This is a genomic window from Clostridium pasteurianum DSM 525 = ATCC 6013 (assembly GCF_000807255.1).
Classification (GTDB): domain Bacteria; phylum Bacillota; class Clostridia; order Clostridiales; family Clostridiaceae; genus Clostridium_I; species Clostridium_I pasteurianum.
Genome location: NZ_CP009268.1, coordinates 725,680 through 752,008 on the forward strand (window position 1 = coordinate 725,680; position 26,329 = coordinate 752,008).

Consider the following 26,329-nt stretch of genomic DNA (forward strand, 5'->3'; position numbering starts at 1 on the left):
GAGGGGGATAAATATGAAGGTACTGCACTATACACTGGGTATGCCTCCCTATAGAACTGGCGGGCTCACAAAGTATTCTGTAGATTTAATTAAAACCGAAAAGCAGCAGGGAATGGAAGTTATAGTATTATATCCAGGTCATTATAATTTCATGAATAAAACGTATATTGATTTTGATAAAAAATACTTTGGGATAAAGGTCTATGAACTTGTAAATCCACTGCCTGTCTCTCTGCTTGGGGGAGTGGGAGAGCCGGATAAATTCATAAGAAGAGTTAATGAAAAATATATCTATAATTTTCTACTTCGGGAGAAGCCGGATATTGTCCATATACACACATTAATGGGATTGCCCTTTGAGCTTGTAGAATCAGCTAAGGCATTAGATATAAAGACAATTTTTACTACCCATGATTACTATGGATTGTGTCCAAAAGTCAATTTAGTCAATTCAGAAAATGTCTTATGCGAAAATTATTGTGATGGCAGAGAATGTGTTAAGTGCAACTTAAACTCCTATTCACTGCCACTGATAACTCTTATGCAGTCTAAAATATATCGAAGATTAAAAAATCATAACTTCGTGAAACACTTGAGAAAACGTAAAAATGTCCAAATACAGTCTGCTCCACTAAAGCAGGATTACAGCAGTATAGATTTGCATAAATCCAATAAATATGTTTTACTTAGACAGTATTATTTAAATATTTTAGATAATATTGACTTTATACATTATAACAGCACCACAGCGGAGCAAGTTTATAAAAAATACTTAAATAAAAATAATGGGAAGATCATAAATATAACTCATAATGATATAAAAGATAACAGGAAAGAGAAGTTATTTAATAGAGATTATGTGAATTTTGGATATGTAGGACCCATTAGTTACAATAAAGGTTTTTTTAAGCTCTATGAGGCTTTAGAAGATCTGCATAAAGAGGGTATTGATAATTGGAAATTAAAAGTTTACGGCAATAAAGACAATGGTCCTGAAAATCCAAATATAACTTATTATGGAAGCTTTGATTATAATGATTTGAAAGAAATTTATGGGGATATGGATGTACTGATTATTCCAAGTATGTGGAGAGAGACCTTTGGTTTTATAGTCTTAGAGGCACTATCCCATGGTGTACCCTGTATAGTTACAGATAATGTGGGGAGTAAGGATATAATTGAAAAAGAGAAATTTGGACTGATAACAACTCCGGAGAATTTATCGGAATTATTGGAAAAGTTAATAGAAGATAAAAATATTTTAGCGGATATAAGAAGAAATATATTGTCTTCAGATTTTCCCTACACTATGGATACACATATTAGAGAGATTAAAGAAATGTATATTAATTTATTATAAAGGATGTTTATGGATTATGGTAAAGATAAGTGTCATAGTACCGGTATATAATGTGGAACAATATTTGGAGCAGTGTCTAACATCCATAGTAAATCAAACTATGAAGGATATCGAAATAATAGCTGTAAACGATGGGTCTACAGATAACAGCTTAAACATAATAAAGGAGTTTGCAGGTAAGTACTCTAACTTAGTGCTATTGGATAAGGAAAATGGGGGACTCAGCTCTGCAAGAAATTTTGGAATGGAGCATGCAAAGGGAGAATTTATATCCTTTGTAGATAGTGATGATTTTATAGAAGAAAATATGCTTGAAGATTTATATAATTTAGCCAAAAAACATGAGGCTGATATGGTGGTTTCCAAAATAAAATTGTATGAGGGATCTAAAGTTACAAGCATTATACCTAAGGCTCAGTATACTAAAAATATATTGAACCGGGAAGAGGCCATTAGTGAGTTTTTAAAGACAAATATAACCGGACATGCCTGGAACAAATTGTATAGAAGGGAATTGTTTCATATAGGACATATAAAATATCCAGAGGGACTTTTATATGAAGATATTCCAACTACATTGCAGTTAATAGCTATGGGTAAAAAAATTGTCTTAACGGAGGACTCATTTTACTATTACAGGCAGAGGGAAAATGCCATAACCAAAAAGATTTCCTATAAAGCAGTGAAGGATCATTTTGCCGTTATTGAATTTGTAGACAATTATATAAAAAAGCTTGATTTAGATAAAAACACAAAATTTTATCTAAAGGAGTTTATTGTAAATGAGTTATCTTATAACTACAAATTGCTTATAAGATATTATCTTTTTACTTTAAATAGAGACAAAATTGAAGATGAACAGGAAAGCCTTATAATAAAAAGATGCAGAAGTATAAATCTGCTTAAATATATATTTAGTCTAAGAGTCAATAAAAAGATTCTTTTAAAGGCAATTTTAATAGACTTGAATTTATACAAATTCTATGTAGTCCGTGGGGGAAAATATGAAACTTAAAGGATGTGAATTGATGGATAAGTTATCTCCTTTGGTAAGTGTGGTAATACCAACCTATAATAGAGCTGAAACCATAGAGAAAACCATAAATAGCATTTTAAATCAGACCTATAGGAGTATTGAAATAGTGATAGTTGACGATTGTTCAAGGGATAATACTGAACAGATTATCAATGAAAAATTTTCCCATATAGAAAATTTAAAATATATAAAACATGAAAAGAATAAAGGTGGAAATGCAGCAAGAAATACTGGTATTGAGAATTCAAAAGGTAAATACATAGCTTTTCTGGATAGTGATGATGAATGGCTCAGTACTAAAATTGAAAAACAGATAAACAAGATGGTTAAAAATAAAAATTGTGGATTAATATATACTTATTGTGCAAATGTAGACTTGAATACTAATGAGATTATTTCTTATTTCGGAAATGAACCTGGACAAAAGCCCTTTGAAAAATTATTGTGTGAAAATTTTATTGGATCAACTTCTTCAATACTATGTACAAAAGATGCACTCATGGACGTGGGGATGTTTGATGAAAGTCTTCCAAGCTGTCAGGATTGGGAGCTTTATATAAGAATTGCCAGTAGATACCACATAGATTATATAGGTGAGCCACTGCTAAGGTACTATATCCATGGTAACAGCATTACTGGAAATTGTAATAGGGCAATTGAAGGGCATATTATTGTGCTGGAGAGAGTTTTACAATTAATTAAAAATTGTGAAGTGCAATTATCAAAGAGAAATATGCTATACTATCATTACAGAAAAAGAGCAGATATATATTTAAAATTCAGACTTATGAAAGACTCTGTAAAATATAGATTTAAATCAGTATGCTGCAATCCAAGGGACATAAAAAATGATTTACTGCTTATTTTATCCCTTGGAGGAAAGAAATTTTATGATAATTTGATTACTGCAAAACATGGTATTAAAAAGAAATAATAATTATTGAGGAGGCTGTCTATGGACAATTTTAGAATGGCCTATGCCATTCAGTGCCATAAAAATCCTGAACAATTAAATAATCTTGTGGATAAGATCAGTGATAAAGATGTAGATATATTCATACATGTGGATAAAAAGTCCAGTATAATAAATTTTATAGAGAAAAAGGATAATATCTATTTTACAGATAAGAGGTTTAAGGTTAAATGGGGACACAGCAGTCAGTTTTTTGCCACTGTGGAATTGTTAAAAAAGATTCATAAAACAGGTTCTTATGACTACATTCATTTTATCAGCGGACAGGATTACCCCATAAAGTGCAGGGATGAAATAAAAAGCTTTTTTAAAGAGAACTATGGAAAACAATTTATACAATACAGGCCTTTACCTAACGACTGGCCCTACAATGGCATGAGCAGAGTTTTAGTCCATTATCCCCATTTTCTATTTGCCAATGAATTTACAAGAAAAATTATGTATAAGTATGAAAAGCTTGTGATGAAAATTACTGCTTTTCAAAGGAATATTGAAAGTTTACCTCAATTATATGGAGGCTCCTGCTGGTTTTCAATAACTGGGGATTGTATGAAATATATTTTGGAATTTCTCCACAAAAATCCTGACTACATAAAGTTTTTTCAGAATACTCACTGTGGAGATGAGATATTTTTTCAGACAATTTTAGTTAATTCAAAATATAGACAGCATTTGTTTAATGATAATATGAGGTATATTGACTGGAGTAATGGAGGGGCCTCTCCTAAGGTATTACTGGAGGAGGATTTTCAAAAATTACAAAACTCTCATAAGCTGTATGCCAGAAAGCTGGATTATAATATGGACAGTAATCTGTTTGAAAAATTAAATGAAATTGTGTAGCTTATATTGGTATGAAAATTTAAATGACTTATGTTTTTATCAAAAATATAAGATAATAGTATTAGAATAGGAGGAAAATATGACTGTAAAATTATTAGTGTTTATTGTAGTTGTACTATTGGGCTTATTTGCTTTGAAAAGACAAAAATTTTTTTACTATAAACCCTATTATAACATGGGGCTTATATTGCTTACTCTATGTGTACCCTTTTCAATAATGACCAGTTATGAGGACAGTGTTTCTCATACTTATTTATATATATCTTCTACATTAATTGTAATAGCTGCTATTTTTATTATAAATATAAGTAAATCTGTTTTGGAATTTACCTTAGAACACATATTTTTTATTTTATTAATGGCGGACATTGTATTTATGGTCTTCAATGTGTGGATACTTAATCATGTGAATTTTATTAATTTAAGTATTACTTATATAAGTATATATCTTATTTATCTCATATATAAAAGTTTTAGTAAAGTCTATGAAGGTTATGGACAGAAAATATTTAATTATTTCACATATCTGGCTATATTTAATGGCATATTTGGAATAGTTCAGTATATTACGAATAAAAAGCTGATTTATGGCAGATTTAACGAAAATATAATATATACAGAGGGATTAGTTAAAGTAAAAAGAGCTGTGGGAATAGCCATGACCAATAATGCCGGCGGTAATCTGTCAGCAATTTTATTTACAGTGGTTTTCTATAATTATATAGTTAACAGAAGAAAGAGAGATTTGGCAGCTGTAGTTTTAACAGTAGTATTTTCAATTTTAACTTTAACCCGTATAGCCTATGTAGCTATATTTTTGTCAGTGGTAATTTATATATTCAGTTATAACTGGAAAAGTGTGCGTTTAACCACTAAAAAATTAGCTGCTATCCTGTCTGGAGCACTGGCAGCTGTCATACTTTTAGCTCTATCCTGGCACAGAATATATGAAACTCTATTTGTAAACAGGGGAAATACCCAAGGCTATAGATTCATACAGTATGGCAATGTGACTAAGTATATTTTACCTCATGTAGAGGCACTTAAGGGCGTAGGCCTTGGTCAATACAGAAATTACATATATTATTACTACAAGGTCAGCGACATTGATTTACATACCCAGTATTTAAATGTACTTATAGAGCAGGGCTGGCTTATATTTATTCTATTTACAGCTTTTAATATCTACATACTTGTAAAAGCACTGAAGGCTTCAGATACTGCGGTAAAAAAAGCTTTTGCCATAAGTTTGTTTGCCGTAAATTTAATCTGTTCCAATTTCAATCCTAACCAGTATTACTATGTGAATAATGTAGTATATTATCTTTTGATGTTCAATTTTTATATGGTAAGTAATAAATCAAAAGGATTCAAGAGGATAGAAAATTAAAAGATCTGAGGTATATATCATGAAAATATGTGTCATCACCTATTCATTTTTTTCCCACGGTGGAGTTCAAAGGGTAACCAGTACACTATTCAATGAACTTTCACTAAATAATCAAATAGATATACTATATGTAGGCAATGAAAAATATTCCAAGGATGGACTCTATGGTCTGAATGAGGATAGAATAAATATTGAAATAAAGCCTCTTAAATTGAGTTTTTTGGAAAGAAAAATTAGAAAAATTGTTACAGTTTTAAATAATAAATTGGGGATTTTTCATAATAAATTTCTGTACGGATTGCTGGAAGCCGCCATCTTTCCAAAGCCTTTAAGAAATGTATATATCAATTATCTAAATAGTAAAGACTACGATATAGTTATAGGTTCAGAAGGGGAAATAGGTCTCTTACTTGCAGCTATAGCAGATAAATTGAAGGCAAAGACCATCAGCTGGCAGCATAATTCCTATGAGGCATATTTTAATACCAGAGAAAAATATTTGTGGGGAAGAGAGAAGTCAGTAGAAAAACTGTATCCTAAACTTGATGCAGTAGTAGTGCTTACAGAAGATGATAAACATAAGTACAGGGAAAAGATGAATTTACACTGTAAAAGAATATATAATCCCCTTAGTTTTTTCAGCAGTGAAAAATCAAATTGTCTGCATAAAAATATACTATCTGTAGGGAGACTGGATAGGCAAAAGGGATTTGATCTGCTCATAAGAGCTTTTGAGAAGATTGTCAGAGAAGATAATCAGTGGAAGCTCACTATTGTGGGGGAAGGCTCAGACAGAGGACTTTTAGAAAGTCTTATACAAGAATTAGGTGTTTCTGGCAGAGTGGATATTGTGAATTTTACTGATAATATAAAAAGTTACTATTTAAAATCTTCAATTTATGTATCCTCCTCAAGATGGGAAGGCTTTGGTCTTGTAATAACTGAAGCTATGGAATGTGGCCTGCCGGTAGCTGCCTTTGAAAATGCCGGACCGAAAGAGATAATTAATGATAATGTTAATGGTATTTTAGTGCCCTGTGAGGATATTGAAGCTTTGGCACAGGCTATTTTACAGTTAATGCATAATGAAGAAAAACGATTGAAAATGTCTCAAAATGCCATCATTAGAGCACAGCATTTTAACGTCAGTATAGTTGCTAAAGAATGGCAGAAGTTATTTGATAGATTAATTAGTCCAAGCCTGGAGGAAAAAACGTGAGTGATATAGGATTAAAAAAAGGAATTTTAATAAATTTTGTTGCAAAGTATAGTAATGTTTTAATACAGCTCTTATTGACTTCAATTTTAGCAAGACTCCTCACTCCTGAGGAATACGGAGTAATATCTGTTGTACTTATATTTATAGTATTTTTTAATATGCTTGGAGATATGGGAATTGGACCTGCAATAATTCAATATAAGAATTTAAAAAGAGACGATATGTCAAGTATATTCATATTCACCTTTTTAATTTCAATAATCCTAAGTGTCATATTCTTTGGATTTTCCTATGTGATTGCCTACTTTTACAACAATAGTGTCTATATAAATATAGGACATTTATTATGCTTCAGCATCGTATTCAATTTGCTTAATATAGTGCCAAGCAATATACTTTTAAAGTACAAGAGATTTAAGATTGTGGCTCTGTCCAGTTTATACTCCAATGTTCTGGCAGGTATTTTAACAATTATATTAGCATATATGGGATTTAGCTATTATGCCCTAGTATTTAATTCTATAATGCAGGCATTGATTAATTTTCTTATTTGTTTTAGATGCAGCAGGATTAAAGTGAATTTTAAAAAATTCAGTATGGAACCCATTAAGGAGATAAGAAGTTTCTCCATATATCAATTTTTATTCAACATGATAAATTACTTTTCAAGAAATTTGGACAACCTACTTATAGGAAAATATATGGGTATGGATGCCCTGGGTTATTATGATAAATCCTATAAACTTATGCTGTATCCCGTGCAAAATCTGACCTTCGTCATAACTCCAGTGCTGCAGCCGGTGCTTTCAGAATTTCAGCATAGAAAAGACATAATACTTATGCACTATAAAAAAATAGCAAAAATTTTAGCACTGATGGGGGCTTTTATAACGGTATTCTGCTTTTTCTCCGCCAGAGAAATTATACTTATAATGTATGGTGAAAGATGGATTGGAAGTATTAACAGTTTTCGTATATTATCCATAAGCATAGTTATTCAAATGGTCTTATCTAGCTCAGGATCTATCTTCCAGGCTACAGGTCATACTAAGGAATTGTTTCAAACTGGAGTCATAAGTGCCTGTACAATGATTCTGTTTATAATAATAGGTTTAAGGCTTGGTAAAATAGAATATCTGGTAGGTCTTTTAGTATTGGGATTTTTACTGAACTTCATACAGGGATATTATATTCTCATAAAAAAAGTATTTCAGCAGAATTATTTCAGCTTTTTAAAGGAATTTGTCAGTACTATTATAATTATGTCTCTAATGGCAGCAGCTTATATAGTGATTTACAGGGTTATTAAATTAAATATACCTAATACAATTATCAGTGCCGCAGTAAAATTTATAATAGGAATAGTGTTTTATGTAATAGGTTTAGTTATTACTAGAGAATATAATTTTATAAGAACTGCTCTTTTTAAAAGATGATTTGAATAAAGTATAAAGTTCAAAGAACAAATTATTTATGAAGATCAGATCAAAAATATAAAAATTGTGTTGGAATATGCTGTTACACAATGTATAATATATAATAAAAAATATGATATTACTATTTCATATATAGGATGAATCAAAGAAAAGAATGCAAGGGGAGGAGGAGAATAAAATGATAGATATACATTGCCATGTACTGCCGGGCATTGATGATGGTTCTAGAAATATTGATATGAGTGTTGAAATGCTTCGTATTGCAGAAGAAAATGGTACCAAAAAGATGATAGCTACTCCTCATTATTACAGAGGAAGCTATGAAAATGAATTTGAAGATGTACTGGGGCATGTAGAAAATTTAAATGCTCAACTTAAAACAAAGGGAATAAATGTAGAAATATTTCCCGGGCAAGAAGTTTTTGTAGACAGATATACCTTGGAAGCTTATAAAAGTGGAATTATACATCCTTTAAATGCTTCAAAGTATATGCTCATTGAATTTCCTATGGACGTGCTGCCGGATAATGCCATAGATATAATCTATGAGCTGAAGATTCTAGGTGTAAAACCCATAGTTGCCCATCCAGAACGATATCTTTATATAAATGGGGACTTAACTAATATAAATAAGTTCATTGAGGAAGGTTGTTTGTTTCAGCTTAATACCACCAGCATAATGGGACTTATGGGAAAAAGAGTGAAGGAAGCAGCCTATAGTTTAATGGATAATGGCCTTTGTCACTTTATTGCCTCTGATGCTCATTCTACGGAAAGAAGATGTCCAAATCTCGGCTTACTTATGGGAGATATAAAGAAAGATTATGAGAAAATTTATAATTCGGTTCAGAAAAATGCCCAGTGTATTTTAGATAATGAAGAAATAGATGTGGATTTAAAAAAGATAGAAAAGAAAAAAGGATTGTTTTCCTTTTTCTTTAATAAGAAATAGTTGTATTTTTTAATTTATTGAAAAATACTGTAATACTAATAAATACAGGGGTACAGATATTCACAATATGTCTGTACCCCTATTACCATTATTATAGGAGAATAAAGGCTGTAAATTCATGAAAATTCCTATAAGTTTTTTAGATATGCAATCGGAAGTATAAATTTATAATTGGTAATATTTATACGTTAAAGTGTATATCTATAATAAAAATATAAATTTTTATTAAGCAAGAGTCATTAAGTTAAATGGTAAAGTTATGAAAAATATGTTACAATAAACAAGTAATATAAAATAATATGTTGAAAGGTGGTATAAATGAAAAATTTATGGAAATTTGCATTGCTGTTTTTTGCAATTATCTGCATTAGTATTTTTACTAATGGTACTAAAGTAAAAGCAGCAGAAAATAAACTTTCACCACGAATGTGGATAGAAACACCTCAGAATAATGTGAGCTTAAAGGAAAATTCTATTGACATAAAAGGCTGGTCTTTAAATCCCTCTGGGGTAAAACAAGTAGCCATATATGTAGACGGAAATAAGGCAGGTAATGCTGATATAGGACAGGCAAGACCAGATGTAGATCACAACTTCCCAGATTATACTGGAGGAGTAAACAGCGGCTTTAGCTATAAGCTTGATGTAAGTAAGTTAAACGGTGGTCAGCATACTATAACAGCAGAATCCGTAGGAAATGATGGCAGCAGTCTTAAGCAAGATAGAAAGATAAATATAAATAAATTAGCACCAAAGATGTGGGTAGAGACTCCTAGTGATAATGCCACTGTCAGTGGAACAACTATTAATATAAAGGGCTGGTCCTTAAATGATGCAGGAGTAAAGCAGGTAGCAGTATACATAGATGGAAATAAAGCAGGCAATGCCAATATAGGACAAGCAAGACCAGATGTAGATCACAATTTCCCAGGTTACACTGGAGGAGTAAACAGCGGTTTTACCTATAATCTTGACATAAGTAAATTAAGTGGAGGAAAGCATACTATAACCATAGAATCCATAGGAAATGATGGCGGCAGTCTTAAGCAGGATAGAAGGATAAATATAAATAAGTTAGCACCGAAGATGTGGGTAGAGACTCCTAGTGATAATACCACTGTCAATGGAACAGCTATTAATATAAAGGGCTGGTCCTTAAATGACACAGGAGTAAAACAGGTAGCAGTATATGTAGATGGAAATAAAATTGGCAATGCCAATATAGGACAGGCAAGACCAGATGTAGATCACAATTTCCCAGGTTACACTGGAGGAGTAAACAGCGGTTTTACCTATAATCTTGACATAAGCAAATTAAGTGGAGGAAAGCATACTATAACCATAGAATCTACAGGAAATGATGTCAGTAGCATTAAGCAGGAAAGAAAGATAAATGTTACTAGAAAAGCATCAAAAATGTGGGTAGAAACTCCTGCAAATAATGCAGTTGTCAATGGAATTTCTACCAATATAGTAGGCTGGTCTTTAAATGACACAGGAGTAAAGCAGGTAGTAGTATATGTAGATGGTAATAAGGTGGCAAATGCCAGTGCGGGTCAGGTAAGACCAGATGTGAATCGCATATTTCCAGGTTATACTGATGGGTTAAACAGCGGCTTTAGTTATAAGCTTGATATAAGTAAATTAAGCGCTGGGAACCATACTGTAACAATAGAATCCATAGGAAATGATGGCAGCAGTATTAAACAGGATAGAAAAATAAGCATAAACAGACTGCCGGCAAAAATGTGGGTAGAGACTCCTATTAACAATTCAACTGTAAGCGGAAAAACTGCACAGATAAAGGGCTGGTCCTTAAACGATTCAGGTGTAAAACAGGTAATTGTATATATAGATGGAAGCAAAGTGGGCAATGCCAATATAGGACAGGCAAGAACTGATGTAAATTTTGCATTTCCAGGATACACAGGGGGAATAACCAGTGGGTTTACTTATAATTTAGATACAAGTAATCTTAGTGGGGTACAGCATACTATAACAGTAGAGTCCATAGGAAATGATGGAAGTGTTATCAAACAGGATAGAAAAGTATCTATAAATAATAAGGTGATTGCCATAGACATAGGACATAATGTAGCACCAGTAGATGTAGGAGCTGAGGCCATTATGAAAGAAGGACCAGTAAATTTGGCAGTTGGACAAAGAGTCATCAGTAAGCTGGAGAGCCTAGGATATACTGTGGTACAGACAAAACCAGTTACGGCAACCAATGAGTCAGATTCATTACAACAGAGGGTGGCCGCAGCCAATAATGCCAAGGCAGATTTGTTCATCAGTATCCATGCCAATGTCGGAGGTGGTGTTGGAACAGAAGTTTGGGCTGGTGGAAGTGCTAAGTCCATAGAACTTGGGCAGAACATTGAGGATAATATGGTAGCACTGGGATACAGAAATAGAGGTGTAAAAGTACAAGGTATAGATGGAGATCATCTGTATGTACTGAAGAATACAGTAATGCCTGCAGTGTTAGTGGAAACCTTCTTCCTTGATTCACAGGAAGATGTAAACAGGTATAACCCAGATGCCATTGCCAATGCCATTGTAAATGGTATAATCAGCAGTTTGGATTAGGAAAAATAGTAATAATTTTGATGTAAGCTGTAAAATCATATATACATTTTTATGGAAAGTTAAAACAAGTATTAGACATAATTAAATTAAAAAATACAAATATGTCTATGACACTATGGGCAGTCTAAGCAGAATGCTGAAAAGTACTGACAGCACTGAAAAAACCACCAACTATAGTTGGAACAGCGGCAGGTGGAATTAATGCATTGTGATATTTATAGGATAAGATAACAAAAAAAGAGAATCGTCATTTTTGTGGCGATTCTCTTTTTTTGATGGATTAAACATATATATACTTAGTAAGTATATGACTTCAAGTCATATATTATATGGGATACAATTCTAGTTGGCAAATTTTTTCTTAAGTTTAAGTATCTTTTCTAAACTTAACCCAGTGCCTTTAGCAATAATTTCTTCAGCTATTCCAAGTTTTAAAAGATTTACAGCAGTTTCTTCTTTTCCTTTTTCAATGCCTCTTTGTTCAGAAGTCTTAAAGCCTCTCTCAATGGTTTTACCTAAATTACTTACCATATCTTCCACCTCCAGTTCGGATGTTTCTTTTAAAAGTTTGTTTATGTTTGTATCTATATTGTCTTTAAATCTATTTCTTAGTATATTTACAAGCCAAGCTTTAAATATTTTCTGCTGTTCTTTAGAGGAATCTTTTCTAAGTATTCTTCCTACCAGTTTAAGTCTATCTACTATTTCTATATCATTTACATTTTGATCCAATAAAAATACTGCACTTACTATATTAGCTATTTCTAATAGTTCTTCTTTTTCCATTCTATTAACGTCAAATAACAAGTATCTGAAATCAACTACATTGTCTTCAAAGAGTTCCTGACCTTTAAGTATATGTTTAAAATTTCTCACTGCAGTCCAGTTATGCTTTCCGTTGTATACCACCATAGGAACTATGGCTGGCAGTCTGTAATCTTTTTTCTTTTTGGTTTTATCATCTGTATTTTTAAGTTCATCTCTCCAGATTTCAGTCATATACATGAGAAGCCTAATAGGCATTGAAAAATCTACTTTTGACTGAAATTCAAGAAGTACATAGAATATAATGTCATTTCCATCTATATTTACTCTGTAGACTATATCCGCTTCTTCCTCTTTAAAATCCTTAAGGATAAATTCTTTGTCTATTAAAATTAGATTATCTTCTTTTATTAAGGCTACCCAATCTTTCTTTACAAAACCTTTAAGGAATTGCAAAAAGTTCTTTTTACTGGACAGTATATGTTTATATCCTAAATCATGCTCATCTTTTATGCGTTTATTCATGGGTTTTCACCAGCCTTTTATAGTCTAATTATATCATAGAAAAAGGTGGCGATGCTATAGAGGATTGAAGGATAAATATATTGAATTAAAACTTAAAGAGAAAACAAGGATTATCTATAGTTTATTTTTAGGATAACCAATTGATGTTTTTACTGTAAAAATATATAAATTAGTCAAAGTAAATACAATTGTTTTAATTCTTCAATTTATAGCATAATTATGTATGAACAAATCTGTAGAAAAATCTTTAGAATTCCATTTGGAAAATAAATAAAATATTAAATAAAAGACTATAGGAAAAGAGGTAAGGATATGTAACTGCACCACCAGTACAGCCAAAGCCAGATACCACCCCACCAGTAACACCCTCTTATGATCCTGTAGAGACCTCTACCGGGTCCCATAAAATAGATACTACAGCCTTAAAGGTAAATGGCGGAAGGGACTTTCAATTTGATTTAGGCTATGATTCCTCTAATTTAGTAAAGAGGACTATGGGAAAGGGCTGCAACTATGAAAAGCGTATTGAAAAACATAGTGATAGCTCTCTTTATTATTACAGCACTCCTTTCCTTTATACCCTATTTACTGAAAGCTCTACCGCAGGAGTATTTACTACTTCAAGTCTTGGAAGGAACAAAGGAGTTAAGCTGGTGGATAAGGTTAGTGATAGTGGGAAGATAGCGAAAGGTGCTAGTAATTCTGAGCTAATAGAGGATGCAAGAAAGTTCTGGAAAAATATATAGAGGAAACTAAAAATGTAGTGAATTTTAATGCCAATATAGCTTCTTTAACAGAGAAAATATTATAGACAAATTTGATTCATTTATTGAAGCTGTTAATCAAAGTACTTTAGTGAGTGAAGAAATTATAGCAATTGAAATGAATAAAGTTATTAAATAATAATTAGAGCCACCTTTTAGGTCATTCTAATGAATGTCTTAGAAGGTGGCTTATAATAAAATGTCTATTTTGAAGTCTCACTAATAATTATTTTTCATCAATTCTAACTTGCCCCTGTTCAATAGTACTATTTTTTACAACAGAAGTCTTAGAACCCTGAATGTTAACTAAAAAGCTTGGTGCAAAGGTAGAATGATGATCATTAAAAAAGCTTCTATTTGTCATATAGCTTGTGATAATTACATTATTACTATCAGCCTGTGGTATGGCAAAATGAGAGTAAGTAAAGGTGATATCATAAGGGTCAAGATTCATATAGAGTACAAGGCCGTTGCCGTTTAGTGGCTTATAAGGTCCTGTTATGGAATCAGAAACATATCCCAGCATGTATATATCTTTATCGCTTATTCCATCAATGGTCATTTTAGATCCTCTTGAATCTGTGAATAGGTACCATTTATCTTTTAGTTTAAATATATTGGCACGTTCAATCTCATCTGTTACTGTGTTAGATGTAATCAATGGCTGCATGGTATTTTTCACAGTGTAGTCATTATTTAATTCCACAATTCCAAGAGCACCATTGGCTAAAGATGCTAGGTGTTTTTTAGAACTCTTCAACAGTTTAGCCTGTTCTTCTCTGAAAAAGTCATCACTTCCACCATAGTATGCTTTATTGTATAAAGAATCATCTCCTTGATAACCATTTGTTGTTCCCGTATTGGATTCAAATACAATATACTTATGACCATTGTTTTCCACATAGTGGGGATCTCTTAAAGTATGATTATCACCAGAGCTCCACAACCCCTGATCTCTGAATTGCTGAATGTTTTGATAGATTGTACCATTTCCTCCATCAAAGATGGATTTATGATCTGATACACCATTAATCTTAAGAGTTTTGGTATCAGGCTGAGACAGGTTAACTTGGGCAGTTGTCAATGTTTGATTGCTGTCGCCAGTTCCTCCTGCCTGGGTAGAACCAGAGAAATCTGTATAAAATAATCGGATTTTACCATCTGAAGTTAAAGTAGCAGAACCAGACCATTCTTCTGTCTGATGTTTAAGGTAAGAATCATTTTTTCGAACAAATTTATCGCTATTCTTAAAAACTCTTCCTGCATTTTTCCAGCTGTTTATGGAAGTTTGTCCTGTTTTTTGATAGAACAAATAAATAAAGGTTTCACCATTTTCAGGGTTACCTGCTAAAGCAAAAACAATATTATAGCCCTTATAGTTTGCTACTGTTCCATCGGCATTTTGCAGCGGCCAGCTGTCCCAGACATCAAGGCCTTTTGCGGAAGGAATATTTTTTACTTTTGATGCATCAAATCCAGGCACCTTAAATTGTGAACTGTTTTGTTCTTTTGCTACTTTTTGCATATCATAACGTGTTATGTGAGAAATACCAAAGTCATTATCAACTACTACAGTTATATTACAACTTGCAGTTTTATTTCCATCGTATGTAGTTGCTGTAATTTTTGCTGATCCTGCAGCTTTTGCAGTTATCTTTCCTTTATCATCCACTGTTGCTACGGCATTGTTGGAGGATGTCCATTTTACTTTGCTTTCAGCATTTTCTGGCAGAACTGTTGCCTTTAAAGTATCTGTATTTCCTACTGTCAGCATATCTTCAGATTTATTTAAACTTACTGAGGATACTTTGAATTTTTCTTGGGATGGTGTGCTTCCATCAGCAGTTTTAACTATTCTTATTTCAATGGCTTCAAGCCTTAAAGATTTACCTTCTGTGCCCGCCATTTGTCCATCAGATACCCAGTTCATCCAGCCAATATTTTGTACATGAGCTTGATAGTCTATTTCAGCACCACTAGGAGCATTTACTAAGTTAAGCTTTAATGATTCCACCCTTAAAGATTTACCATGGGTTCCGGCTTCAGCTCCATTTGAAACAGTTTTTTGCCAGCCAATATTTTGCACGTGTACTTGATATTGTACTCCAATCTGCTTAATAGTTTCAGCTTTTACTAATGAAGTTGTTAAAATTGACATAAAACTTACAGCAGCAGTTATTAATAGCAATGTTAGTAATGTCTTTTTTATTGACATAATTTCACCTCCTTTTATGAATTAATTTAAAAAAGAATTACTTATGTGAACATTTTATGTTCACTTTACTATATTTACTTAATTTTATGTCTATGTCAATATAGATGCACATAAAAAACTGAATTTTTATGTATATTTTAGATATATATTTACATTTTTTCATATATAACATAAAATTATTATTTTTTATGCAACTTTATACTGGAGAATTTAGGCCTTATATTAGTTATTAAATTATGATCAAAGTATAAACAAGCAAATTTAATAACAAATTTTTTTATATAAAATTTAAGATCCCATTGATTACTTCTAATTCACAGTATCCTTTAGTCACAATAGAATTCATAAATAGAATCAAATGGTGAATTTGTGACATTGTAAGATAAAGAGTTATCTTTAATTCAATTAAAAATTTGTATATTGGCGATGATTTTACTACAATTGAGTTGTTAAATATTTATGTTTTTCGCCTTAGTTATGTTTTGTCTGATAACTTAATTATAACAGGGGATTACATAAATGTTTTTCTTTTTTTGTTTATTAGAAATTTATTGAATCATTTTTGATCATTTATAGCATTATTGATTTTGTTAATTTATGAGAGATACTTAACTTTTTGGTTAAATTGGTATATTATTTATATGTAGGACGTTTTATATAAATACTTACAAAAAATATTTTGTGTACATGAAAGGGGAAGTACATTATGTCAAAAATCAAAGTGGCCGCAATTACAGGAGCTGGACAAGGAATTGGTAAAAGTATTGCAAAACGATTAGCTGATGATGGATTTGCTGTTGTTTTAAGCGACTTGAATGAAAAAGTCTTGAATGAAACTGTTACAGAATTTAAAAATTCTGATTATAAAGTTTCTTCATTTGTTGGTGATGTAACTAATCCACAAGATCAAAAATCACTAGTTTCAGAAGCTGTAAATACCTTTGGAAGTTTAGACGTTTTTATCAATAATGCAGGGGTAGAACATGTTGGACCAGTATTAGAAATCACTCCTGAAAAGCTAGAATTTTTATTTAAAATCAATGTTTTTGGAGTTGTTTACGGCATTCAGGCAGCTGCTGAACAAATGAAAAAGCAAAAAAGTGGAAAAATTATAAATGCATGCAGTATAGCTGGACATGAAAGCTTTCCAATGATGGGCCTATATTCCTCTACAAAATTCAGTGTTAGGGCTTTTACTCAAGCTGCTGCTAAAGAATTAGCAAAAGATAATATTACAGTAAATGCGTATTGCCCTGGAATCGTTGCAACTGATATGTGGACACGTATTGATGAAGCCATAGTTAAGCATCAGGGTGGTAAAAAAGGTGATGCCTTTAAAAAAGCTGTTGAAGGTATTGCATTAGGCCGTAGTGAAGAGCCAGAAGATATTGGAAATTTGGTATCATTTTTAGCTTCACCAAATTCAGATTATATGACAGGACAAGCTATTTGTATGGATGGTGGAATTATTTTTAATTAAAATATATTCTAACAATTCAAGTATATAGCAATAAGAAACACTGTGAAGATCAACATAATAGTATGAAATTCACAGTGTTACAGTTTAAAATATGTCTATTTGATTTTTTATTATTACTATACAATCCACTTTATTAACTGCAGTTTCAGCATAGTCTTTTCCATAGTATAGTAATCATTTAATTCCACAATTCAAAGAGCACCATTCCCTAAAGATGCGTAGCAGAATCAGAACATTCTTATGTCTGATATTTAAGATGAGGATCCTTTGAAACAAATTATCGTTATCCTTAGAAACTTTTCCTGCATTTTTCGAGAGACTATATAAAACTATTATTTATATATAATATTATTATATATAATTAAGCCTTTACTTTATATATTAAATTATGCTGTAAATAGAAGTCTAAAGTATTTACCTAAATATATGCTATTTTACAATTATTATGTTGAAAAACCTCCTATACTGTAATAACATAAATACTATAGTATGGATATGCTATAAAACTTTTAATAAAAAATACGAATAATAAAGTAAAGGGGGTGAAAAAGTGGATTTAACAAAAAATACAAAATTAAAAGCTGCTATATTTCTTATAATGAGTTTTTTATTTTTAGTATTTGGTTTTCACGATACAGTAAAAGCGGATACTAATAGTGATGTACATATAAGCTATCAAAGTCATGTTCAAAATGTAGGTTGGCAGAATGCTGTCAGCGATGGTAATACATCTGGAACTACTGGAAGAGCTTTGAGACTGGAAGCTTTGAAACTGAATTTGTCAGGTGATGCAAAGGGAATGAGTGTTAGTTATCAGGCCCACGTTCAGAATATAGGCTGGATGAATTGGACAAGTCAGGGCCAAGCAGCAGGAACTACAGGCAGGGCACTAAGACTTGAGGCTATAAAGATTAAATTAAATAATGCACCAAGTAATTATCATGTGCAGTATCAGGTACATGTGCAGAATATAGGATGGACTAGCTGGGTTCAAGATGGACAAATTGCCGGAACTACAGGAAGAGCACTTAGAGTTGAGGCCATAAGAATAAGGATTGTAAAGCCTAATACTTCTCAGCAGCAAAATTCAGTACAAAAGCTGAATCCTAGAATGGCTATAGATACTCCACGAAATAATGAAACTGTAAGCGGTAGTTCTATAGTAGTGAGAGGATGGACTTTAAACAGTAATACTTCTGGGGTAAAACAGGTAACTATATCTGTTGATGGAAATCAGAAAGGTAATGCCAGTATAGGTCAACCAAGAGCAGATGTAAAAAATGTATACCCAGGATATGCTGGGGCAGCCAATAGCGGATACAGTTACAATCTTGATGTAAGCAAATTGTCTAATGGAAATCATACTGTAACTATAAAATCTGTAGGAAATGATGGAAGCAGTATCTATGGGTCTGTAATAATAAAAGTAAATAGATCCAGTACTAAAACTATTGCTGTAGCCATAGATATAGGGCATAATGCTCCTTATGATTCTGGAGCTACTGGAATCAGACAGGAAGATGAAATAACTATGGAAGTTGGACAAAAGGTTATAAGTAAACTTCAGGCTAAAGGGTATAATGTAATAGCTACAAAGCCAGCTACTGCTGATAGTACTGTGGATTCTCTTCAGCAAAGAGTAGATGCAGCCAATAATGGCAATGCAGAGCTATTTGTAAGTATCCATGCAAATATAGGCGGCGGACAGGGAACGGAAGTTTGGGCTGGCGGAAGCCAAAAGTCCATAGATCTTGCCCATAATATTCTAAATAATATGGTAGCACTGGGATATAGAAATAGGGGTGTTAAAGTACAGGGAGTAGATGGACAACATCTATATGTACTAAATAACACAGTGATGCCGGCAGTGCTAGTGGAGACTTTCTTCCTTGATTCCCAATCAGATATGAACAGATACAATCCAGAGGCTATTGCCAATGCTGTTGTAAATGGAATTGTAAGTACTTTGTAAGGAGTGGGGTCAGACCCTCATATTTTAGACCCTCATATTTTAGAGAGAATCGTCATTTAGATGGCGGTTCTTTATTTTTTTATATAATTCTAGTAAATTATAATATTATTATGACGATAAATAAGATATAGGGAAGATATTTGATGTATTTATATGTATGTTATTCATGAATATACCATTACAGGGCATTTATAGTGTTGTGAAATGGTATAATAAAGGAGTTGTAAATATGATAAAATTATTTAGAAATTTGAAAGTAGCTAACAAGTTGATTTTTTGCTTTAGCATACTGGATGCATGTATTATTATAGCTGGTGTCATAAATTATTTGGAAATGAGAGAAGTTTACGGTGATTTACAGCATAAAAATGTAGCTATTATTAGTAGTGGGTTTATGATCATTGCCATATTAGTGAGCTTGATTTCTGCCTATATACTAATAAAAAATATTAACGGTTCATTGATTAAAATTAAGAAGTTTGCTGAGAGAATTTCAAATTTTGATTTTTCACTGCCTATAGAGGTGGACAGAAAAGATGAATTTGGTGAAACGGCAGATAGGTTGAATCAGTCACGTAGCAATATAGTTGCATTACTTAAAAATATAGCCGGCAGCTCAGAAAATATGAGTGCAGATAGTGAAGAACTGGCTGCCATTTCAGAAGAACTCATGACTAAAATGGAGGAGATGAATAATTCCTATAAGAATATAGAGAGAAGTGTAGAGGACAATAGTGCTTCTTCAGAGGAGATAACAGCATCTATAGAGGAAATAAATTCTGGAGTAAATCAACTATCTCAGCAGGCTCTGGATACCAGAAATGTGGCAAACAAAGCCAAGGAAAACGCTGAAGGTGTTAGAGAAAAGGGACAAAAAGCTGTAGATAGTACTGGTGAGCTCTACGAAGAAAAGAGAGAGTCCATATTAAAGGCCATTGAGGATGGAAAAATAGTTGCAAAGATAAAGGATATGGCGGCAATTATTGAAAGTATAGCAGATCAGACCAATTTACTTGCCCTTAATGCAGCTATAGAGGCTGCAAGAGCTGGTGAACAGGGTAAAGGTTTTGCAGTGGTAGCGGATGAGGTTAGAAAACTGGCGGAACAGTCAAAGGATGCGGTAAATGAAATTAATGAAAATATAGTAAAGGTAGATAAGGCCTTTATGAATCTTTCCGACAGCAGCAATGATATTATGACCTTTATGAATGAAAAGATAATACCGGAATTCAATAGCCTTGTAGAAGGTGGAAATGCCTACTACAGTGATGCTGCGGATATGGACAAATTATCTGAAGATATAGCCTCTACTCTTGAACAGTTTTCTGCAACTATAGATCAGATAAGTAAAGCTATTCAGGATGTAGCTTTAAATGAGCAGAGATCCTCTGAAAATGCCGATTCAGTAGTAAATGTGGTGGATGAGAGTACAAATGCAGCTAAACAGGTGGCAGAGACCTCTCAAAATCAGGCGGAAATGGCTCAGACATTAAATGAGCTGTTCCAGAAGTTTAAGATAAGCTAAATTTATACCCTAGGGGTGTAAATCTTGAAAACTGCCAGACTAAGGTTTCGGCAGTTTCTTTTTGTGCTTATAGCAAGTTCGGGCAAGCCATCAGTTAAAAAATGGAAATGAGTTTGATACATAGAACATATCAATAGCTCTGTTTTTTAATGCCTTAGATAAACATTTGACAAAATTCATTTAAATATGTGATGAAATTTTATGAAGAATGGTTATACTATAGTTAATTAATGGGACTTTTTAAATGTTGAGAATAATAAAATAGTATATAGATTATAAATAAAATATACGTTAAAATATAGATAGTAAGAGATTTTTATATGATTTTAATTTGAAAGGAAAATAGAATGGAAGAACTTTCCGGATTTGAAGATATTAGAATTAAAATGTATCCTATGGATACTCAAAAACACAAGGAACCACATTTTCATGTTATATTAACTGATGGTAAAAAAGCTTCAATTTCTATTGCAAATGGAAAACTACTTGAGGGTAAATTAAATAAAAGACAGAGGGATTTCATAAAAGCTTAGATGTTAATTCATAAGGAAGAACTTTGGGATAGATGGAATAAAGCCGTATCAGGAGAATTTATTGAAAAAATTGAACCAAAACAAATATAAGGGGAGGAAGGTTTATGCAAAGCCCGGATATAAAGAGTGTAGAGATTTTAAAAGAATATAGTTTGATATTAACTTTTACAAATGGAGAAATAAAAATATTTAACATGAAACCATATTTAAAATATCCTATTTTTAAACCATTAAATAATGAAAATGAATTTAAGATGTTTTCCATTATTGATGGTACTATAGAATGGAATTGTGGTGCAGAGTTAAGTATTGATACTTTTTATTTAGGTAGTAAGAAATTTAATAAAGAAGAATTAAAGGAAATGTGATGAACAGTATGGTGCATCCGAGCATATGTCGTATCATCAGATTTTATATTTGGCATTGCACAGTACAAATGTAATTCATTAGAAGAATATTTACAGATGGAAATTTACAATTATTTATCTCGTTTTAAAAGTGCTTATATAGTAGTGAATAATGATAGGGGAGTGATTTTAAATCGGACAATATATACAAGTAGGAATATGCTGCAAGGTAAAGATAAGTAAGATAAAAATGGAAAATAGTATAGTTAGTTATGAATAAGTCATTGATGGATTAGGAAAAGAAATACCATGGAGAGAAATACTAAAGAATACCAAAAAGGAAGACAGACGAAAAAAAGATTTTAGACTTCCAGCAATAGTACCTATGGTACTTTATAATGGCAAAAATAGATGGACTGCAATAAAGATTGGATTATAGAAATGGATGCTGAAAAAGTGCCAGCAAAGAAGGAATCAAGACTTGATAAACTTATTCTAATAGAAGCACCCAATGAAAGATATATATTAAACATAGAGCCACAAGGCTACCTTGATTATACAATGCCAGCAAGAATGTTAAGATATAGATCAGACATATGGGAATATACCATTCAAAAACATATGGGAACACCTTCTATAAAACAGGCAGTAATTTATTTCTTTAAAGAACATGACAACAAGCGATATGATTTATCAGATAGATGGGGCTTAGAAGAAACTTTAAAATTTTCATATAGATCTATTAAAGTATGGAAAATGAAGAAATGCCCTGTTATAGAAAAGAAGTTAGTAGGTTTATATCCAATACTTCCGCTTATGGAGAAAAATGAAGATGAAACAGATGAAAATATATTAAAAGATACTATTTCAGTTATTAAAACTGTAGATAATGAGTCATTACAAGCTGACTTACTTGCTGTTACTTCAATACTAGCAAGTGAAAGATTTACTAGTGATTTAGTAAAAAAATATATAAGGAGGGAAATGCTTATGGACTCACCTTTATTTCATGAATGGGTAGAAGAAGAAAGAAAAGAAGCAGCTAAAGAGGCAACGGAAAAAGCACAAAAAGATACAACAAAGAAGAATATACTTGATTTACTTTTAGAAAAATTTGATTTTGTACCAAAAGACATTAGAGAAGATGTTCAATCAATGGATGATATAGAAGTACTTGATGGTCTTGTTAAAAAAATAATTAAAGTAGATACAATAGATGATTTTAAAAATTTACTACGAAAAGTTAAAAATATGTAGAAAGACATCCCAGTGGTGTAAATTTTGGAAACTGCCAGACTAAGGTTTTGGCAGTTTCTTTTTGTGTATATTAAATATAGAATGATGAAGATTAATTTAAGGTGGGGTTATACCCACCTTAAATTAATATAAAGCTAATTTCTGATTCTGGTCATATCTTTGAGATGTTTTAGGAAAATATATAATCCTCTTCAACTCCAAATATCTTAGCTAGACAAATTCTGAAACGCTTTCTTGGGTAATGTCTTCCTTTTTCCCAGTTCCAGTACATTTTATGAGTAATAATGCATTTGTCTGCTACCTGTTGCTGAGTTAATTTGTTATTTAGTCTCAAAAGTCTCAATCTTTCACTCCAATGTGCTTCTTTAAATATTTTATTAAACATAATTCACTATCATCCTTTCTTTGTTTGAAAATATAAATATTCAAATTTACATTTATTATTAAACATATTTAGTAACTATGAAAAAGCCTAAAGATATTTTTAAATTTAAATCTAATAGTAAAGTTAAATGATTTATTTTCTATAAGCAGGGGGCCTTAGCTTGTTTAAAGCCTGTCTCTTTATTTCCACTGCTCTCCTGTAGTTTATATTGCAGGTGGCGGCTACTTCCTTTAAAGTTCTACCTTGAAGGTATACTCCGGTGATTATATGCTTTTCATCTATAGACAGTTTTTCTTTTACATCCTTTAGAAGTCTTTGAGTTTCCTCATGGGCAATAACTTCATCCTCAAGGGTAAAGTCATATACCTGTATGCTTAATATGCCTTCATCCTGAACTTCTCTATAGTGTTTTATATGACCTTTTAAAAGCGCCTTGAAATTATTTATAATGGAGTTATTGCAGTAAGTGATAAAATTATTGCTTCCCAGCCTATAGAGCTGTACTGCCCTTATTGCAGATAAAAAGCCATGCTGGATGAGATCTTCAAAATCATGAGAGGGAATTATGTATTTTTTCCCATGTTTCATTATAAAATATTTGAATTTCTCAAGAATTAGCTCCATGGACTCTGTGTCACCAGCTTTAGCGGATTCTACTAGAGCTTCTATAGTGGCTTTAGAAGTATTGTCTTTATTCATTTTGACACCCCTTTTTAATTTGATGTTGGTGTAGTGGTAAATGGATATTTCCCATCAATAACCACCTTGAAAAAGTTCCTCTAAAAATCTATTGCTCTTTTCCTCACCTTTAAGTCTTCTTATATCCTGCCAGTTATTTTTTAGAAAATTGCACATACCTAGCAGTCTGCTGTAGGTTCTGTCATCATATCGGCTTTGCAGTTCTTCAAGAGATATATTGGTGGTTACAATAAGTGGCAGGTTCATTGAATTTCTCTTTTCTATGATTTGATATATCATAGACCTTGTCCATTTTGTATCTTCTTCTGTACCCAGGTCATCTATTATTAAAAGATCTGCATTTTCAAGGGTGTTCAGTACAGTGAATATGCTATCATTTCCCCAGTTTCTTTTACCCTGGGATATTCTCTCTGTAAGTCCTATGGCTCCAACACATATAACGGGAACTAATTTTTCCATAAGGGCATTGGCTATGCAGGCGGAAAAATAGGTTTTACCATTGCCAGCACTACCGTGGAGAAGAATACCGTTATTGTCTTCCTTCATCTTTGGAAATTTATCTATATAATTCTTTGCAACCTTAAATAGATTTTCGTTGGCTATACTGTGATCCCAATTATCAAGAGTGAATTTTCTAGATTTGTTATTCATGAGGCTGTTGGAGATTACCTGATTGAGCCTTATCTGTTTTTCCAGGTTTTTATCTCTTATTCTCTGTGCCTTTAGAGCTTCTCTTCTGCAGCGACAGGCTCTTGGATAGAGTCTTGTTCCAAACCAGGTGGTTATAATAGTGCCTATAGGTTCTTTGCAAATAGGGCATTTGTGGATTGCAGCAGTTTCATATACTGAATCCAACTTCACATTTTCTGATTTCCCCAGAACTTTCTTTGTAAGCAGCATTTTTATTCTCCCTTCTGCTATTTTCATTTAAATAGCTTTCAAATTTTGTACCAAATAGTGTTTCTGGTCTTAGGTACTGTTCCATATCTGTGTCTAACCATTGTTTAGATTTATTGTCTATGACTTTGTAGAAATCTTTTAGTGTAAAACCCTCACTTTCTCTCTTTTTTATGAGATGTTGTATTTTTTTACTGCTGGCTTTATAGCTTGTACCACATTTTGAGTTCAAGTATTCCACAGCAGCAATTTGGATATCCTTTTTTATATTTTTTAAATCTTTAGTAAAGGGATATTCTAGTAAGGGAGTCTTTTGTTCAGTATGTAAAATCTTAGGGGCTGTGGATACTGAACCGGAAGGATAAGGATTTCCATCCTTAGGCACTGCGGTTTTTTCTACAGAGTCTTCAGATAAATCATCATAAAAAATTCTTAGATTTTTACCCCTTTTAGCTGCTGCTTTGGAAACTAAATTTTTATATTCAGTACCTAGTTTGTAATAGGAATATACACCTTTATCTTTTACTGTAATGTGCTTCAACAGGTTGAGACTTGTCATATATCTAAGCCTTCTGTAAATAGCATCTTTTTTAAGATTAAGAATAGGCAGATCTTCTACTATGTTTTTATAGTTAAGCCAGTAATAAATTTCACCCTTAAAGTTTTTCTCTACCATGTTGCCGCTGTTTATGAACTTTTCAACATATCTTAAAAGTACAATATCTATGGTGTCGAGGCCCAGTTCAACTAATTTAATTTGATTATAGCCATAGACGGTAAATTGCATTTTATCACTCTCCGTTAAATTGTATTGATGATACTATAATATTTTATGGGATAAATTGACAAGTGCATATTTGTTCTAAAAAGCTTGAAATTAACTGATTATTTTTTATTTTCTCATTATATCCTTAGATGACATTTATTTCTATATCAATTGACATATTTTATGTAGTTTTGTATTAAATAAATTTATTTTAATGAATTATATAATTATATTAAAAAATAATAAGTACTATAAATATAGATACGATTATTTATTTCAAATATTTACAGTACAGAAATCTCGATGTTGATGTGAGTTTTTGTAAATATAAATTATTCAAGCTTAGTTATTCTCAATTATAAGAGACACATATATCTATATATATATGGATAAAAAAT

At 32.0% G+C, this 26,329-nt stretch carries 22 protein-coding genes and 1 pseudogene; 17 read left to right on the forward strand and 6 right to left on the reverse strand.

Translation table 11 applies throughout. The features are described from left to right. Nucleotides 1-13: 13 nt before the first annotated feature. The 9 genes from CLPA_RS03205 to CLPA_RS21055 all read left to right on the forward strand — a co-directional run bounded on the left by CLPA_RS03205 (nucleotide 14) and on the right by CLPA_RS21055 (nucleotide 11,801). Complete coding sequence (locus tag CLPA_RS03205; RefSeq protein WP_004455519.1) at nucleotides 14-1,360, forward strand: glycosyltransferase; 1,347 nt, start codon at nucleotides 14-16, stop codon at nucleotides 1,358-1,360. Nucleotides 1,361-1,376: 16 nt separating this feature from the next. Continuing rightward, nucleotides 1,377-2,375, forward strand: coding sequence for a glycosyltransferase family 2 protein (locus CLPA_RS03210; protein WP_004455518.1), 999 nt, complete (start codon nucleotides 1,377-1,379; stop codon nucleotides 2,373-2,375). After that, nucleotides 2,365-3,330 carry a glycosyltransferase family 2 protein gene (locus tag CLPA_RS03215; protein WP_004455517.1) on the forward strand — a complete coding sequence of 322 codons (966 nt, stop codon included), beginning with the start codon at nucleotides 2,365-2,367 and terminating at the stop codon, nucleotides 3,328-3,330. Before CLPA_RS03210 ends, CLPA_RS03215 begins: the two co-directional genes overlap by 11 nt. 21 nt (nucleotides 3,331-3,351) lie before the next feature. Beyond that, complete coding sequence (locus CLPA_RS03220; protein WP_004455516.1) at nucleotides 3,352-4,212, forward strand: beta-1,6-N-acetylglucosaminyltransferase; 861 nt, start codon at nucleotides 3,352-3,354, stop codon at nucleotides 4,210-4,212. A gap of 79 nt (nucleotides 4,213-4,291) precedes the next feature. Then, the gene (locus tag CLPA_RS03225) at nucleotides 4,292-5,602 is read left to right on the forward strand and encodes an O-antigen ligase family protein (RefSeq protein WP_004455515.1); all 1,311 of its coding nucleotides are present in this window, start codon (nucleotides 4,292-4,294) and stop codon (nucleotides 5,600-5,602) included. A 19-nt stretch (nucleotides 5,603-5,621) separates the two neighbouring features. Continuing rightward, nucleotides 5,622-6,821: a glycosyltransferase family 4 protein gene (locus CLPA_RS03230; RefSeq protein WP_004455514.1), complete on the forward strand. Its 1,200-nt coding sequence runs from the start codon at nucleotides 5,622-5,624 to the stop codon at nucleotides 6,819-6,821. Further along, nucleotides 6,818-8,257 (forward strand): lipopolysaccharide biosynthesis protein, encoded by a 1,440-nt coding sequence (locus tag CLPA_RS03235; RefSeq protein WP_004455513.1) that lies wholly within the window; start codon nucleotides 6,818-6,820, stop codon nucleotides 8,255-8,257. Before CLPA_RS03230 ends, CLPA_RS03235 begins: the two co-directional genes overlap by 4 nt. Nucleotides 8,258-8,435: 178 nt before the next feature. Beyond that, nucleotides 8,436-9,209, forward strand: a complete 774-nt coding sequence (locus CLPA_RS03240; RefSeq protein WP_004455512.1) for a tyrosine-protein phosphatase — start codon at nucleotides 8,436-8,438, stop codon at nucleotides 9,207-9,209. A gap of 318 nt (nucleotides 9,210-9,527) precedes the next feature. Then, the gene (locus tag CLPA_RS21055; RefSeq protein ID WP_004455510.1) at nucleotides 9,528-11,801 is read left to right on the forward strand and encodes an Ig-like domain-containing protein; all 2,274 of its coding nucleotides are present in this window, start codon (nucleotides 9,528-9,530) and stop codon (nucleotides 11,799-11,801) included. A gap of 342 nt (nucleotides 11,802-12,143) precedes the next feature. Here the strand turns inward: CLPA_RS21055 and CLPA_RS03250 are convergent, their stop codons facing one another. Further along, entirely contained in the window at nucleotides 12,144-13,091 is a 948-nt protein-coding gene (locus tag CLPA_RS03250) for an Rpn family recombination-promoting nuclease/putative transposase (protein WP_004455508.1), read from the reverse strand. Nucleotides 13,092-13,585: 494 nt separating this feature from the next. Between CLPA_RS03250 and CLPA_RS03255 the strand changes: the two genes are divergently transcribed. Further along, nucleotides 13,586-13,837 (forward strand): hypothetical protein, encoded by a 252-nt coding sequence (locus tag CLPA_RS03255; RefSeq protein ID WP_004455506.1) that lies wholly within the window; start codon nucleotides 13,586-13,588, stop codon nucleotides 13,835-13,837. 244 nt (nucleotides 13,838-14,081) lie between these two features. On the opposite strand, the gene CLPA_RS03260 is transcribed toward CLPA_RS03255, so the two are convergent. After that, on the reverse strand, nucleotides 14,082-16,070 hold the full coding sequence (locus tag CLPA_RS03260) for a glycoside hydrolase family 68 protein (RefSeq protein ID WP_004455504.1): 1,989 nt from the start codon (nucleotides 16,068-16,070) through the stop codon (nucleotides 14,082-14,084). A gap of 706 nt (nucleotides 16,071-16,776) precedes the next feature. Here CLPA_RS03260 and CLPA_RS03270 point away from each other — a divergent pair. The 7 genes and pseudogenes from CLPA_RS03270 to CLPA_RS03295 all read left to right on the forward strand — a co-directional run bounded on the left by CLPA_RS03270 (nucleotide 16,777) and on the right by CLPA_RS03295 (nucleotide 23,184). Then, on the forward strand, nucleotides 16,777-17,550 hold the full coding sequence (locus CLPA_RS03270) for an acetoin reductase (RefSeq protein WP_004455503.1): 774 nt from the start codon (nucleotides 16,777-16,779) through the stop codon (nucleotides 17,548-17,550). Nucleotides 17,551-18,100: 550 nt separating this feature from the next. Then, nucleotides 18,101-19,522: an N-acetylmuramoyl-L-alanine amidase gene (locus CLPA_RS21465; RefSeq protein WP_004455501.1), complete on the forward strand. Its 1,422-nt coding sequence runs from the start codon at nucleotides 18,101-18,103 to the stop codon at nucleotides 19,520-19,522. A gap of 229 nt (nucleotides 19,523-19,751) precedes the next feature. Further along, nucleotides 19,752-21,047 carry a methyl-accepting chemotaxis protein gene (locus tag CLPA_RS03280; RefSeq protein ID WP_004455500.1) on the forward strand — a complete coding sequence of 432 codons (1,296 nt, stop codon included), beginning with the start codon at nucleotides 19,752-19,754 and terminating at the stop codon, nucleotides 21,045-21,047. A gap of 347 nt (nucleotides 21,048-21,394) precedes the next feature. Next, nucleotides 21,395-21,580, forward strand: coding sequence for a DUF4160 domain-containing protein (locus CLPA_RS03285; protein ID WP_004455498.1), 186 nt, complete (start codon nucleotides 21,395-21,397; stop codon nucleotides 21,578-21,580). A 104-nt stretch (nucleotides 21,581-21,684) separates the two neighbouring features. Continuing rightward, nucleotides 21,685-21,948: a DUF2442 domain-containing protein gene (locus CLPA_RS03290; RefSeq protein WP_004455497.1), complete on the forward strand. Its 264-nt coding sequence runs from the start codon at nucleotides 21,685-21,687 to the stop codon at nucleotides 21,946-21,948. A 289-nt stretch (nucleotides 21,949-22,237) separates the two neighbouring features. After that, nucleotides 22,238-22,348: pseudogene (locus tag CLPA_RS20705) on the forward strand (Rpn family recombination-promoting nuclease/putative transposase); the annotation flags it as partial. Then, nucleotides 22,339-23,184 (forward strand): RpnC/YadD family protein, encoded by an 846-nt coding sequence (locus CLPA_RS03295; RefSeq protein ID WP_004455495.1) that lies wholly within the window; start codon nucleotides 22,339-22,341, stop codon nucleotides 23,182-23,184. The pseudogene CLPA_RS20705 and the gene CLPA_RS03295, both read left to right, overlap by 10 nt. Before the next feature lie 169 nt (nucleotides 23,185-23,353). On the opposite strand, the gene CLPA_RS03300 is transcribed toward CLPA_RS03295, so the two are convergent. The 4 genes from CLPA_RS03300 to CLPA_RS19980 form a co-directional block, all read right to left on the reverse strand. Beyond that, the gene (locus CLPA_RS03300) at nucleotides 23,354-23,569 is read right to left on the reverse strand and encodes a helix-turn-helix transcriptional regulator (RefSeq protein WP_004455494.1); all 216 of its coding nucleotides are present in this window, start codon (nucleotides 23,567-23,569) and stop codon (nucleotides 23,354-23,356) included. A gap of 132 nt (nucleotides 23,570-23,701) precedes the next feature. Next, nucleotides 23,702-24,268 carry a sigma-70 family RNA polymerase sigma factor gene (locus tag CLPA_RS03305; RefSeq protein WP_004455492.1) on the reverse strand — a complete coding sequence of 189 codons (567 nt, stop codon included), beginning with the start codon at nucleotides 24,266-24,268 and terminating at the stop codon, nucleotides 23,702-23,704. 54 nt (nucleotides 24,269-24,322) lie between these two features. Beyond that, entirely contained in the window at nucleotides 24,323-25,195 is an 873-nt protein-coding gene (locus tag CLPA_RS03310; protein ID WP_236900375.1) for an ATP-binding protein, read from the reverse strand. Further along, entirely contained in the window at nucleotides 25,107-25,952 is an 846-nt protein-coding gene (locus CLPA_RS19980) for a conserved phage C-terminal domain-containing protein (protein ID WP_004455489.1), read from the reverse strand. The genes CLPA_RS03310 and CLPA_RS19980 overlap by 89 nt, the downstream gene beginning before the upstream one ends. Nucleotides 25,953-26,329 lie beyond the last annotated feature (377 nt).

Excerpts from the sequence above, each read along its gene's own strand:
- CLPA_RS03205 (WP_004455519.1), top strand. The coding sequence starts at position 14 with ATGAAGGTACTGCACTATACACTGGGTATGCCTCCCTATAGAACTGGC.
- CLPA_RS03210 (WP_004455518.1), top strand. The coding sequence starts at position 1,377 with ATGGTAAAGATAAGTGTCATAGTACCGGTATATAATGTGGAACAATAT.
- CLPA_RS03215 (WP_004455517.1), top strand. The coding sequence starts at position 2,365 with ATGAAACTTAAAGGATGTGAATTGATGGATAAGTTATCTCCTTTGGTA.
- CLPA_RS03220 (WP_004455516.1), top strand. The coding sequence starts at position 3,352 with ATGGACAATTTTAGAATGGCCTATGCCATTCAGTGCCATAAAAATCCT.
- CLPA_RS03225 (WP_004455515.1), top strand. The coding sequence starts at position 4,292 with ATGACTGTAAAATTATTAGTGTTTATTGTAGTTGTACTATTGGGCTTA.
- CLPA_RS03230 (WP_004455514.1), top strand. The coding sequence starts at position 5,622 with ATGAAAATATGTGTCATCACCTATTCATTTTTTTCCCACGGTGGAGTT.
- CLPA_RS03240 (WP_004455512.1), top strand. The coding sequence starts at position 8,436 with ATGATAGATATACATTGCCATGTACTGCCGGGCATTGATGATGGTTCT.
- CLPA_RS21055 (WP_004455510.1), top strand. The coding sequence starts at position 9,528 with ATGAAAAATTTATGGAAATTTGCATTGCTGTTTTTTGCAATTATCTGC.
- CLPA_RS03250 (WP_004455508.1), bottom strand. The coding sequence starts at position 13,091 with ATGAATAAACGCATAAAAGATGAGCATGATTTAGGATATAAACATATA.
- CLPA_RS03255 (WP_004455506.1), top strand. The coding sequence starts at position 13,586 with ATGGGAAAGGGCTGCAACTATGAAAAGCGTATTGAAAAACATAGTGAT.
- CLPA_RS03260 (WP_004455504.1), bottom strand. The coding sequence starts at position 16,070 with ATGTCAATAAAAAAGACATTACTAACATTGCTATTAATAACTGCTGCT.
- CLPA_RS03270 (WP_004455503.1), top strand. The coding sequence starts at position 16,777 with ATGTCAAAAATCAAAGTGGCCGCAATTACAGGAGCTGGACAAGGAATT.
- CLPA_RS03280 (WP_004455500.1), top strand. The coding sequence starts at position 19,752 with ATGATAAAATTATTTAGAAATTTGAAAGTAGCTAACAAGTTGATTTTT.
- CLPA_RS03285 (WP_004455498.1), top strand. The coding sequence starts at position 21,395 with ATGGAAGAACTTTCCGGATTTGAAGATATTAGAATTAAAATGTATCCT.
- CLPA_RS03290 (WP_004455497.1), top strand. The coding sequence starts at position 21,685 with ATGCAAAGCCCGGATATAAAGAGTGTAGAGATTTTAAAAGAATATAGT.
- CLPA_RS03295 (WP_004455495.1), top strand. The coding sequence starts at position 22,339 with ATGGACTGCAATAAAGATTGGATTATAGAAATGGATGCTGAAAAAGTG.
- CLPA_RS03300 (WP_004455494.1), bottom strand. The coding sequence starts at position 23,569 with ATGTTTAATAAAATATTTAAAGAAGCACATTGGAGTGAAAGATTGAGA.
- CLPA_RS03305 (WP_004455492.1), bottom strand. The coding sequence starts at position 24,268 with ATGAATAAAGACAATACTTCTAAAGCCACTATAGAAGCTCTAGTAGAA.
- CLPA_RS03310 (WP_236900375.1), bottom strand. The coding sequence starts at position 25,195 with ATGAAAATAGCAGAAGGGAGAATAAAAATGCTGCTTACAAAGAAAGTT.
- CLPA_RS19980 (WP_004455489.1), bottom strand. The coding sequence starts at position 25,952 with ATGCAATTTACCGTCTATGGCTATAATCAAATTAAATTAGTTGAACTG.